Genomic DNA, 11,921 nt, shown 5'->3' on the forward strand with positions numbered 1-11,921 from the left:
CGGAGGTCGTCGGGACGGACCTCCGGCTCGTGAATCCGCGCCCGGCACGCTGGATCGGCGGATTCCGGCGAGCCGAAGGTGTTTCCGCGAGCCGAAGGTGAGTGCGGCGGAGCTCCGGCTCGTGAAATCGCGCCGGGCACGCCGGATCAGCGAGATTCAACGAGCCGGAGGTGATGTGACGAGCCGGAGGTCGTCGGAGGTGTTTCCGCGAGCCGAAGGTGAAGGCGGCGGAGCTCCGGCTCGTGAAATCGCGCCGGGCTCGCCGGATCGGCGAGATTCAACGAGCCGGAGGTGATTTCACGAGCCGGAGGTCGTCGGGACGGACCTCCGGCTCGTGAATCCGCGTCCGGCAGGCCGGATCAGCGGATTCCGGCGAGCCGAAGGTGTTTCCGCGAGCCGGAGGTGAAGGCGGCGGACCTCCGGCTCGCGAATCCGCGCCCGGCACGCCGGATCAGCGGATTCCGGCGAGCCGGAGGTGTTTCCGCGAGCCGAAGGTCTCCTCACGAGCCGGAGGTCCGGTCCACCCGCTCCGAGCTCGGAGCAGCTGCATCGCGAGCAGCCTCCGGAACGCGCGCGCCCGCCCGCCGCGGCTTCAGCTCGCTCACGAGCGTTCCCGCGACGATCAGCGCCGCGCCGACGAGCGCCAGCGCCGGCAGCCGGTCGCCGGCGAGGCGCCCGATGACGCCTCCCCAGACCGGCTCGCCCGAGTAGATGATCGTCGCGCGGGTCGGCGAGACGGAGCGCTGCGCCCAGTTCATCGTCAGCTGGATCAGGCAGCTGCTGGCGCCGAGAGCGAGGGCGGCGACGAGCCAGACCCAGGAGAACTCCGGGATCGCCTCGCCCGCGAACGGCATGGCGGCGAAGGAGAGGCCCCCCGCGACCAGGAGCTGCACGACCGTCACGCGCCCGAGGTCGACGCGGCCGGCGAACGCGCTGATCAGGATGATCTCGACGGCGATCGGGACGGTGCTGATCAGCGTCGCCAGCTCGCCCGCACCCAGGCCGACTCCGGTCTGCGGGCCAGCGATGAGCAGGAGTCCGACGAACGCCAGCCCGACGCCGACCAGCGTGAGGACCCCGGGTCGCCGCCGCAGGACGACCCACTGCAGCAGCGGCACGAGCGGCACGTACAGCGCGGTGAGGAACGCGGAGGTGCTGCTCTGGACGGTCTGCAGTCCGTACGTCTGCAGCCCGTAGCCGAGGACGATCATCGTGCCGATGGCCGCCCCCGCGCCGAGGTCGATCCGCCGCATCCTGCGCAGGGACCGGCGGAAGACCACCGCGCTGATGATCCCCGCGGCGAGGAAGCGGAGGCCGACGAAGAAGAGCGGTCCGCTGTGCTGCATCGCGACGTGCACCGCGAGGAACGTGCCGCCCCAGAGCGCCGTGATCCCGATCAGCGCCCACTCGGGTCGCGAGAACCGGACGGCGGAGAGAAAGCGAGTGCGCAGCATTCTGCACACTCTAGCGTTCTCGGAGCTGTAGAGTGCAGAACGATGCGCACGCCGGAGCCCGCCGCCGTCCTCGCCCACGTCGGCAGCAATCTCCGCCGCGCCCGGCAGGAAGCGGGGCTGAGTCAGGCGGCGCTCGCCGAGCTCTCCGGCATCAGCCGGCGCACCATCGTGAACGTCGAGGCGGGGGAGGCGAACATCAGCCTCACCGGCGTCGACCGCCTCGCCCAGGCGCTCGGCTCCAGCTTCACCGCCCTCGTCTCGGCGCCCGGCGCCGTCCGCACCGCCATCGACGAGGTCGCCTGGCGCGGCGACGCCGCGGAGAGCGTCGCGGTCCTGCTCTCCTCCGTGCCGGCCCACGTGGAGACGCAGCTCTGGACCTGGAGCCTCGGCCCCGCCGACCGCTACCAGGCCCAGCCCGACCCCGAGGGCTGGCACGAGATCCTCCTCGTCACCGCGGGTGCGCTCGTCCTCGAGCGCGACGGCGAGGGCGACCTCGCGCTCGCCGCAGGGCAGCACGTCGCCTTCTCGACCGCCCGCTCCTACGCGTACGTGAACGCGAACTCCGACGAGGCCGTCGTCTTCACCCGCGTCGTCGTGAACTGACGCGGCCGTCTCCCCGGCGTCGTCCCCGGACGACCCTTCGAGCGCCACCCGGATCACTCTGCGCCGCCCACGCCCGTCGTCGGCTCGGTCCGCCGAAGACTGAGGAATCCACGCCTGCGCGCCGTCCCCCAGTGACGGAACCCTCTCGTCGCCGGCCGCGGCGGGGGAAGGAACGGTCATGAAGCACACCCGTGTCCTGGCGGTCTGCGCGATCGCCACCACGCTCGTCGGGTTCTCGTCGGTGTCGGCGGCGGTCGCCTCGCCGCGCACGGACGAGAGCCAGGTCGCGGTCTCGGTCGACGGGCCGGACCGCGGCGCCACCGAGCCCGGTCTCGAGCGATCCGACCAGCAGGCCGCGCCCTCGGCGTTCTTCGCCGACGGTCACACCACGCTCGTCCTGCCCCTCGCGCTCGTCCAGTCCGATGCGCGCATCGCCGTCTTCGCGAACGACCGGTACACCGCCGAGACCTACGCGGGCAACGTCCTCCACGCGACGAGCCGGATCATCGGCGACCGGGTGGGGATCGAGCTCGGCGGCGTGAAGCCCGGCGATCACCTGCAGGTCCGCGTGGTCTCCGGCCTCCCCGGCGACCCGGTCGACTCGACGTCGCCGGGGCACGCGCTGCTCGACGTGCACGTGCAGAACCGCACGCGGACCCTCACCCTCGGGCAGGTGCGCCGCCTGCAGACCGTCCCGTTCCCGGTCTACGCCGAGATCCACTACGAGCTGCCCGGGGGTGGGTTCGAGAAGTCCGTCACGCCCGTTCTGCGCCCCGGCGGCGACCCGGTGACGACGACCGTGCCGGGCGACGCGAAGGAGGTGGACATCCAGCTTCGCCGGGAATCCGGTGAGATCGTGATGGAGGAGCAGTACCCCGGCCTCATCCCCGACGGTCAGCCCGTGGTGACCTGGAAGAGCGGACCGTGGTGGGCGCCGGACGGGTTCCACATCGACTGGAACTGAGGCCGGCGCCGACCGGCACCGGTCCGCCGGGGCGACCGTGCACCGATCGCCCCGGCGGGTCGCTACCTCTTCTTCCCGAGGATGACCCCGAGGAAGCCGAAGAAGGCCCAGATCTCGAACATCGCGAGTCCTTTCGTGAGTGCGGATGACGACCGGACACCCCGACCGCGCCCCGAGGTTCCCAGGTCGGGCCACGCCCCCGCGATTCCGTGGCGCTCCGCGGTCGACTGGCGGAGCGAGTGCCTGCCAAGGGCGAGGGACCCCGCGGTCAGCGCGGCCCGGCGCCCTCCGGCGGAGTCGCCCAGGCGCCGGTCGGACTGACGGCCCGGGCGATGCTCGTCGAGATCTCGTGCAGCTCCCGGCGCTGCTGCGAGGTCAGGGGAGCGAGGACGACGGCCCGGACCAGGGACTCGTGGCCGGGCGCCGCCTGCGCCCGCTGGGAGGCCCCGGACTCGGTCAGGGTCGCGAGCGTGGTCCGGCCGTCGCCCGGATCGGGCCGGCGCTCGATCCAGCCGCGGGCCTCGAGCCGTGACACCGCGCGGGACAGGCGCGACAGGGAGCTGTTCGCGTAGCCCGCCAGCGCGCTCATCCGCAGCGTGCGCTCGGGCGCGGCGGCGAGCGCATAGAGGATGCCGTACTCGAAGTGGCTGATCCCGGAGTCGCGCAGCAGCTGCGCGTCCAGGGCCGCGGGCAGCCACTCGAGGATCGTCGCGAGGGCGCTCCAGGTGGCGAGGTCGTCGCCGCTCAGCGGGCTGTCGTCGAGGCCGGGCACGCCTCCATCGTAGGCCCGCTTCACTTGACGGAGAAAGTGAAAGCGCTACAGTTTCCTGAGCAAGTGATCGCCGAAGACGACGGAGAGGACGGACCGCGATGGATCTGGAGCTGGCGGGGAAGCGCGCCTTCGTGAGCGGATCGACGCAGGGCATCGGCCGGGCGATCGCCCTCTCGCTGCTGCGGGAGGGCGTCGAGGTCGTCGTCAACGGGCGGAGCGAGGCCGGGGTCGCCGCGGCCGTCGAGGGCCTGAGCGCACAGGTCCCCGGAGGCGCCGTCTCCGGGATCGCCGCGGACTTCGCCGATGAGGCGTCGGTCGACCGGCTGCTGGCGCGCCTGGGCCGGGTGGACGTCCTGGTCAACAACGTCGGGCTGTTCGAGGTGGCGCCCTTCGCCGCGATCACGGACGAGCAGTGGCAGCGCTTCTTCACCGTGAACGTGATGAGCGGCGTCCGCCTCTCCCGCCACGTCCTCGACCCCATGCTCGAGTCCGGCTGGGGGCGCATCGTCTTCGTGAGCAGCGAGTCCGGCGTGAACGTGCCCGGCGAGATGACCCACTACGGCGTGACCAAGGCGGGGATGCTCGCGCTCGGCAACGGCCTGGCCAAGCTCACTCGCGGCACCGGCGTCACCGTCAACTCGGTGCTGGGCGGCCCGACCTGGTCCGACGGCGTCGCGCACAGCGTCCAGCGGATCGCCGACGACCAGGGGGTGCCGGAGGCCGACCTCCGCGCCGCGATCATCGGCGGCAACGCCACCTCTCTCGTCGAGCGGTTCCTCGAGCCGGACGAGATCGCCTCCCTCGTCACCTACCTCGCCAGCCCGCGCGCCTCCGCGACGAACGGAGCGGCGCTGCGGGCCGACGGCGGGGTGCTCACCGGACTGCTGTAGCTCCGGCGCGGTGATCGTTCTGCCGGGAGCGCCGGGAGCGCCGGGGGTGGCGGCGGGCTGACGCGGGTCCCCGCCGTGCCGGTCGGCGCCTAGGCGAACAGCTTGATCATGACGGCGATCGCGAAAGCGAACAGCACGATGACTCCTCTCCTCCGGTCGGGGTGGGACGGCTGCAGGACGGTCGCTTCTCGCCCGTTCGGGGACGAGAAGCGACCGAGCCCGTCATCCGTGCAGGTAGCGGTACCAGGCGGCGATGTACTCGCGCATGACGGCTCCTCTCGTGTCGGCGCTCCGGAGGTCGACTCGCTGGCGATCGGCCACGAGTGGCGGATCGACGGCGGTCGCTACCGCGAGCCGAAGAACGCGATCAGCTCGGCGATCAAGAAGTTGAGCGGCACGATCCCTCCTTCCGGGTCAGGGGTTCCGCGCGGGCGGACGGGTGGTGCGGCCCTCCGGGGTCGCACGATCAGTGTCGGCGGGGGTCGGAGGCCGCTCAACTCTTCGGCACCGTCTGATCGCCCTGGCAGAAGTGGACGATGTGTCGAGTGCTCGGCAGTGCCACCGGCGTCGCATCGCGTCACTCTCGTCGCCTCCTGCCAGAAGGAAGCGGGCGAGCGAGGCTCGGCGGGCGTCTCCTACTACTCGGAGTCCTGGCACGTCGGCGATCGGGTGTTCGTCAGGGTGGGCATCGGCACGCCGGAGGTGAGGATCGGCGACCGTCTCGAGGTCGGCACGGTCTCGGGGCGGCCCGACGACCCGGTCGGTCCGGACACGGTGAGGCACGGCCTGCTCGACGAGCAGGTGCAGCCGGTGGGGGAGCACGACCTGTATTTCGACAACGACGAGGCCCCGACCGCGGCGTCCGTCGCCGTGGAGTACCGGCTGCCGTGGGGGCAGTCCGTGCACCTCTCGACCGATCGCCCTGAAGTGGGACACCAGGTTCAGGAGGCAGAGCGTGGGGTACTGGCTCGACTGGTACTGACCGGCCCCACGGGAGAGGGGAGGCGCGGCGATCCTGAGGGTCGCGCCTCCCCTCGGCCGTTCACGGTCGCATCCGCGGTCCGGGGCGAGCGGACCTGACGAACGAGCCGCATCACGGGCGCGAGCGCGAGAACAGAGCGTGCAGCAGCGGCAGTGCCGAGACGGCCATCAGCACCGTCCCGAGCACGGTGTCGTCGGCGCGGACGACCGCCCCCGCGATCAGCAGCCCGGCGAACAGCACCGCGGACACGACCCGCCGCACCGTCCCCTCGAGCCGGTTCAGCCGGCGCTCGACCGTCGGCACGGTGACCGCGAGGGTCCCGTCCTCGAGAGTCGTCGCCAGTTCGTCCAGGCGCCGCGGCAGGCGCACGAGGAGCCCGAGGGTGTCGAGCGCCTGGCGGCCGACGTCCTGCGCGACGTTGCCGCGCTCCTCCCGGATCAGCTGCTGCGCGTACGGCTCGACCGAGTCCCAGAGATTGAACGCCGGATCGAGGGCGCTGCAGACGCCGGAGGTCAGCGACATCGCCCGGATGATGAGCAGGAAGTTCTCGGGCAGCTGGAACGGCAGCGAGCGGACCACGTCGCCGAACTGGATCGCGAAGTCGCGGAACTCCCGCGGATCCACCTCGCGCAGCTCCGCGAAGCCCATGCCGCCGAAGCGCGCGAACAGCTGCGTCATCGCGCGCTCGAGCTCGCGGGAGTCGGCGGAGGGGAGCAGCACGCCGACGTTGCGCGCCGCGTCGACGAGCCCCTTGCCGTCGCGCGAGGCGGCGGCGATCAGCATCGCGCGCAGCCCGGCCCGGGTCGACGGCGGCACCTCGCCCATCATCCCGAAGTCGATGAAGGTGAGCTTCCACGGCAGCTCGGCCCCGGGCGTCGGGGTGACGAAGACGTTGCCCGGGTGCGGGTCGGCGTGGAACCAGCCGGTGGTGAAGAGCTGGTCGAACATGACCGAGGCGAAGACGGGCGCGACCTGGCGCGGATCGATCCCGGCGGCGGCGAGCGCGTCGGCGTCCGTGATCTTGATGGCCGTGACGTCCTGCAGCGTCAGCACCTTGCGGGTCGAGCGCTCCCAGATCACGTCGGGGACCGAGACGCGCGGGTCGTCGGCGAAGTCGGCGGCGAAGCGGACCGAGTTGGCCGCCTCGCGCAGGTAGTCGATCTCCTCGAGGCTCGTGGCCGCGAACTCCTCGACCAGCGCGGGGGCGTCGACGCGATCGGAGACGAGACGCACGTGCGTCAGCCAGCCGCCGATGCGCCGGAGCGCCGCGAGGTCGACCTCGACGATCTCGTCGATCCCGGGGCGCTGGACCTTCACGATCGCGTTCTCGTGCCCCGAGTCGGCGGCGTCGAGCGGGGAGAGCCGGGCGCGATGCGCCTGCCCGAGCGAGGCGGCCGCGACCGGAGTCTCGTCCACGTCCGCATACGCGCGCTCGAGCGTCATGCCCAGCTGGGACTCGGCGAGGGCCCTGATCCGCGGGAAGGGGACCGGCGGCACCTCGTCCTGCAGGCCCTCCAGCTCACGGGTGATCTCGGGCGGCAGGACGTCGAGGCGCGACGACATGAACTGGCCGACCTTGATCATCAGGCCGCCGAGATCGACGGCCAGCACGTGGAAGCTGCGCGCGAAGCGCCGCATCCGCTGCGGGCGGGTGCGGAGGGCGATCGCCGTGAGCCCGATGCGGGGCAGCAGCAGATCGAAGAACCAGGTGACGGCGAGGTGCCAGGAAGCGAAGCGCAGGATGCGGCGGTAGCGCCGCTGGTCGCTGCGGGGTCGGCGGCCCGGGTCGGTCAGACCCGGGCGGACCGGCGCCACCCGGGTCAGTCCTGCGCGAGGATCGCGTACAGGCGCCGGCGCACGTCCTCGAGTTCGGAGACGGCCTGCCGGATCTGAGCCGGGGTGCCCGAGCGGCCGACCTGCGCGGCCGCCTGCGCGAGCGCGACGCCCGCCTTCGGCAGGGCGCCGAAGTCGACCTGGTCGGACTCGGACCACGGGGTGTCGGTCCCGGAGGCGGCGACCTGCGCGCGACCGGAGTCGGTGAGGCTGTAGGTCTTGCGGCCGTTGGACTCGTCGGCGGCGATGAGGCCCTCGTCGGCGAGCAGCTGCAGGGTCGGGTAGACGGAGCCGGGGCTGGGCTTCCAGCTGCCGCCGCTGCGCTCCTCGATCTCGTGGATGATCTGGTAGCCGTGCATCGGCTGCTCGGCGAGGAGTGCGAGCACGGCGGCGCGGACGTCACCGCGGCCGACGCGGGTGCCGACGCGCTTCTCGAAGCCGGCGCGGGCCTGCTCCATCGCCTGCCAGATGCCGTCGATGGGGGTGCCGGCGCCGAACGCGCCGGTCGAGGACTGGTTCTTCATGGTGACCTCCTGAGTCGGGATGTGCCGCTCCGAACGATACTCAGCGATATGTGCTGCGACTGTGAACGACTGGTCGCCGCGGCGGCTTCTGCACCACCGCGCAGGAGTCGCGGTCCTCGCGAGCGACCACCGCGGTCTCCGGGGTCTCGAGCGGGTGAGGTCGGGCGTCCTGCACGGCGCGACAGGAGGGGAAGCGGTCAGCCGAGCCTGGCACACACTGGCTCGTCGTGACCGGCCGAGGCTGCTCCAGGAGGTGCCGACTCGTCGTCGCCGGTCGCAGTGAGAGGAGTTCCATGAGAAGCACGCGCACGCTGGCGGCTTGCGTCGCCGCGACCGCCCTGGTCGGCCTGCTGTCGGCGACGCCGGCGACGGCCGCACCACTCGATCGGGCCGCGATCGGGGTCTCCCGGTCCGCGGCGGCGCCGGCTCCCGCGCCGAGCTCGGACGTCACGGCCTCGCTCGTGAACGGTCACGTGATCGTGAGCCTCCCGCACGAGATCGCCTCGTCGGACGAATGGCTCATGGTCCGCGCCGGGACGAGAGTCCTCGGTCAGATCCAGAAGGGCGTCGCCGTCGGCGGGGATCCGTACTACACCTTGGACGGTCGGCTGAAGGTCGAGTTCGGTGCCGCGCAGCCGGGCGAGCGGCTGGACGTCTTCCGGCTCGCGGGCTCGCTGGGCGACGACGTCGATGCCGCCCCCTGGATCAAGAAGCTCGCCGACTCCTGGGCGTCGGACGCTCCGGTCGAGTCGGGACTGACGGCGTCGTTCGTGAACGGCTTCGCGGTGGTGAGCGTGCCCACCGCCGTCTTCGCGGCGCAGCGGAGGCTCGTGTTCCGGGCCGACGGAGTGGAGGTCGGTCAGAGCTACGGCGGGAAGACCTTCGTCGACAACGGTCAGGACGGGAGGACCACGTTCCTCGGCAGCAAGCGGACAGACGGTGACCGGACGCAGATCCAGCTGCTCGGTGTGAGGCCCGGCAGCCGGGTGGAGGTCTCGGAGTACGAGGGAACGGCGTTCGACTTCGGGGTGGAGGACGTCAAGCGGGTCGCGAAGCTGTTCGATCAGCAGGTGGGCGAGAAGCCGGGCATGACGGCGTCCCTCGTGAACGGGAACGCCGTGGTGTCCGTTCCCGACGAGGTCCTCCGGACGAACAAGCGGTTGGTGGTCTCCGTCGACGGACGGGACCTCGGCGAGATCCAGGGAGACGAGGCGTACGGGACGGTGAAGCGGTGGCGCGAGGGCGGCGCCGGGCTCTTCGAGTTCAGCACCGTGACGCCCGGTCAGCACCTGGAGGTCTGGGAGTACCCGGGCACGTGGTACGACTCGCGCGACTCGGCCCTCGCCAAGGAGAAGCTGCTCGACCAGGTCCTGACGGCCACCCCGCCCGCGCCCCCCGCGCCCGCCCCGGCGCAGCCGTCGTTCGTGAAGGCGTCGCTCTCGGGCGGTCGCGCTGAGGTGACCCTGCCGGACGCGATCGTCGCATCGGATCGGCGCTTCGTGGTCGTGGTCGGCGGGAAGCCCGTCGCCGAGACGCGGGAGGGCGGCACCCGCGGCGTGGCCGGCGTCTCGAAGTCGACGAAGGACGCGGAGACGACCTTCCTCATCGATGGTGTGAACGCCGGTGATCGGCTGGAGGTCTGGGAGTACGAGGGCGTCCTGGACTTCGGCTTCGACGACGCGCTCCGCAAGGCGAAGGTGTTCGACGAGCAGCTCTGATCCGCTCGGCTGAGGACGCAGAAGTTGCGGTAGTCGCGTTCGACTACCGCAACTTCTGCGTTGTGGGTGGTGTCAGCGCGGGGTGCGCAGGAGCGCGGTGCGGCGTTCGCGCTCCTCGAGGGCGGCGCGCTCGTGGCGGAGGGCGGCGACCTCGGCGTGCGTGGGCGGGAGGCGGCGCTCGCGGGTGCTCCACGCCACCAGGGCGATGCCGAGGCGGAGAGCCAGGCGGTCGAGGAGGCGAGCGGTGCCGGATCGAGGGAGGCGGGCGACGAGTGTCGCTGCGGTGTTCACGATGGTGTCCTTCGTGCGGGGCCCGGTCGGTGCCGGGCGGAGGGCGCGCGGGCGCGCCGGAGAGCGCCTGGTGGGCGCGGCGAGGAGCGCGCTCGGAGCGCGCGGAGCGGCCGCCGGAAGGCGGCGCGCAGGACCCGGGGTTCGGGTCGGGGACGGGACGACGGTCCGTGCGGCGGTGCCGCGGGACCGGGAGCTTCTTCTGCGCCGTCACCGTCTGAGCGATGACGAGCGGGAGGCTCGACCGGTCAGTCGGAGAGGGCGCCGAAGAAGCCGGCGGTGGTGAAGTGCGGCGCGTGCGCCATGGTCGGCTCCTTTCGAGGGCGGTGTCCGTCGACCGTAGCGGGCCGCGGGTGTTCCTGGCAAGAGGCTGTGCGCGGATCGGCGCCCCTTGCCGAGCGGGCGTATCGAGCTCCTCCGTGTTGGGGACGTGGGTCTCGATACGCCGCCTGCGGCGGCTACTCGACCAGCGAAGAGGCGGCTGCTCGACTGGAGGCCCCCCCCTTGCTGATCGAGTAGGCCGCGGAGCGGGCGTATCGAGATCCTCCGTGTTGGGGGACGTGGGTCTCGATACGCCGCCGATGGCGGCTACTCGACCAGCGAAGGGGCGCCTGCGTCGGCTACTCGACCAGCGAAGGGGCGGCTGCTCGGGTCAGGCGCGGGGGCGGGGCTGCAGGCGCTCGAGCTGGGTGACGTGGGCCGGGGTGAGCTCTTCGAGGGAGTGGGCGCCGAGGAGCTTCATGGTGCGGGTGATCTGGTCGGAGAGGATGGCGATGGTGCGGTCGACGCCCTGGCGGCCGCCGGCCATCAGGCCGTAGAGGTAGGCACGGCCGATCAGGGTGAACTTCGCTCCGAGGGCGATGGAGGAGACGATGTCGGCGCCGTTCATGATGCCGGTGTCGACCATCACCTCGGTGTCGGTGCCGACCTCGCGGACGACCTCGGGGAGGAGGTGGAAGGGGATGGGGGCGCGGTCGAGCTGGCGGCCGCCGTGGTTGGAGAGGACGATGCCGTCAACGCCGAAGTCGGCGAACTTGTGGGCGTCCTCGACGCTCTGCACGCCCTTGATGACGAGCTTGCCGGGCCACATCTCGCGGATGACCTTGAGGTCCTCGAAGCTGATGGTGGGGTCCATGGCCAGATCCAGCAGATCGCCGACGGTGCCTCCGGTCGCGCTGAGCGAGGCGAACTCGAGCTTCTGGGTGGTGAGGAAGTCGAACCACCACCACGGGCGGGGGAGTGCGTCGAGGACGGTGCCGACGGTGAGCTGCGGCGGGATGGAGAAGCCGTTGCGCTTGTCGCGCAGGCGGGCGCCGGCGACGGGGGTGTCGACGGTGAAGAAGAGGGTCTCGTAGCCGGCCTTGGCTGCGCGCTCGACGAGGCCGTAGGAGATCTCGCGGTCGCGCATCACGTAGAGCTGGAACCAGTTGCGGCCGTGCGGGTTGGCCTTCTTCACGTTCTCGATCGAGGTGGTGCCGAGCGTGGAGAGGGTGAAGGGGATGCCCGCGGCGGCGGCCGCTCCGGCTCCCGCGGTCTCACCCTCGGTCTGCATCAGGCGGGTGAAGCCGGTGGGTGCGATCCCGAACGGCATGGCTGATGGCGCGCCGAGGACGGTGGCGGTGGTGTCGACGTCGGCGACGTCGCGGAGCACCTGCGGGTGGAACTCGACGTCCTCGAAGGCCTGGCGGGCGCGGGCGATGGAGATCTCGCCCTCGGCGGAGCCGTCGGTGTAGTCGAACGCGGCCTTGGGGGTGCGGCGCTTCGCGATGGTGCGGAGGTCCTCGATGGTGAGGGCGGCGTCGAGGCGGCGCTTGCGGCCGTCGAGCTCGGGCTTCTTGAAGCTGAGGTACTCGAGCAGCTCGACGGGCTTCGGGAACTGGCGCTGGACCATGC

11 protein-coding genes are annotated in these 11,921 nt (G+C 71.8%); 5 read left to right on the forward strand and 6 right to left on the reverse strand.

Features of this window, described 5'->3' with window-relative positions; translation table 11 throughout:
- Positions 1-500: 500 nt before the first annotated feature.
- Positions 501-1,454 carry a DMT family transporter gene (locus GSU72_RS02320; protein WP_159983383.1) on the reverse strand — a complete coding sequence of 318 codons (954 nt, stop codon included), beginning with the start codon at positions 1,452-1,454 and terminating at the stop codon, positions 501-503.
- Between the two features lie 42 nt (positions 1,455-1,496).
- Here GSU72_RS02320 and GSU72_RS02325 point away from each other — a divergent pair, with 42 nt between their 5' ends.
- Complete coding sequence (locus GSU72_RS02325; protein WP_159983385.1) at positions 1,497-2,057, forward strand: helix-turn-helix transcriptional regulator; 561 nt, start codon at positions 1,497-1,499, stop codon at positions 2,055-2,057.
- A 178-nt stretch (positions 2,058-2,235) separates the two neighbouring features.
- Positions 2,236-3,021 carry a hypothetical protein gene (locus tag GSU72_RS02330; RefSeq protein WP_159983387.1) on the forward strand — a complete coding sequence of 262 codons (786 nt, stop codon included), beginning with the start codon at positions 2,236-2,238 and terminating at the stop codon, positions 3,019-3,021.
- A gap of 268 nt (positions 3,022-3,289) precedes the next feature.
- On the opposite strand, the gene GSU72_RS02335 is transcribed toward GSU72_RS02330, so the two are convergent.
- A complete protein-coding gene (locus GSU72_RS02335; RefSeq protein WP_159983389.1) occupies positions 3,290-3,793 on the reverse strand; it encodes a MarR family transcriptional regulator in 504 nt (167 codons plus the stop codon).
- 98 nt (positions 3,794-3,891) lie between these two features.
- Between GSU72_RS02335 and GSU72_RS02340 the strand changes: the two genes are divergently transcribed.
- Together GSU72_RS02340 and GSU72_RS02345 are read left to right on the forward strand one after the other, a co-directional pair.
- The gene (locus tag GSU72_RS02340) at positions 3,892-4,683 is read left to right on the forward strand and encodes an SDR family oxidoreductase (RefSeq protein WP_159983391.1); all 792 of its coding nucleotides are present in this window, start codon (positions 3,892-3,894) and stop codon (positions 4,681-4,683) included.
- A gap of 555 nt (positions 4,684-5,238) precedes the next feature.
- On the forward strand, positions 5,239-5,763 hold the full coding sequence (locus GSU72_RS02345) for a hypothetical protein (protein WP_159983393.1): 525 nt from the start codon (positions 5,239-5,241) through the stop codon (positions 5,761-5,763).
- Positions 5,764-5,776: 13 nt separating this feature from the next.
- Here GSU72_RS02345 and GSU72_RS02350 read toward each other — a convergent pair whose 3' ends face one another.
- Complete coding sequence (locus tag GSU72_RS02350) at positions 5,777-7,480, reverse strand: AarF/UbiB family protein (RefSeq protein ID WP_159983395.1); 1,704 nt, start codon at positions 7,478-7,480, stop codon at positions 5,777-5,779.
- Positions 7,481-7,485: 5 nt separating this feature from the next.
- A complete protein-coding gene (locus tag GSU72_RS02355; protein WP_159983397.1) occupies positions 7,486-8,022 on the reverse strand; it encodes a PadR family transcriptional regulator in 537 nt (178 codons plus the stop codon).
- Positions 8,023-8,315: 293 nt separating this feature from the next.
- Here GSU72_RS02355 and GSU72_RS02360 point away from each other — a divergent pair, with 293 nt between their 5' ends.
- On the forward strand, positions 8,316-9,740 hold the full coding sequence (locus tag GSU72_RS02360; protein WP_159983399.1) for a hypothetical protein: 1,425 nt from the start codon (positions 8,316-8,318) through the stop codon (positions 9,738-9,740).
- A gap of 72 nt (positions 9,741-9,812) precedes the next feature.
- Here GSU72_RS02360 and GSU72_RS02365 read toward each other — a convergent pair whose 3' ends face one another.
- Together GSU72_RS02365 and GSU72_RS02370 are read right to left on the reverse strand one after the other, a co-directional pair.
- Positions 9,813-10,031, reverse strand: a complete 219-nt coding sequence (locus GSU72_RS02365) for a hypothetical protein (RefSeq protein ID WP_159983401.1) — start codon at positions 10,029-10,031, stop codon at positions 9,813-9,815.
- A gap of 649 nt (positions 10,032-10,680) precedes the next feature.
- Positions 10,681-11,919: an alpha-hydroxy acid oxidase gene (locus tag GSU72_RS02370; protein WP_159983403.1), complete on the reverse strand. Its 1,239-nt coding sequence runs from the start codon at positions 11,917-11,919 to the stop codon at positions 10,681-10,683.
- Positions 11,920-11,921 lie beyond the last annotated feature (2 nt).

It is taken from the genome of Rathayibacter sp. VKM Ac-2760, from assembly GCF_009834185.1.
Taxonomy (GTDB): Bacteria; Actinomycetota; Actinomycetes; order Actinomycetales; family Microbacteriaceae; genus Rathayibacter.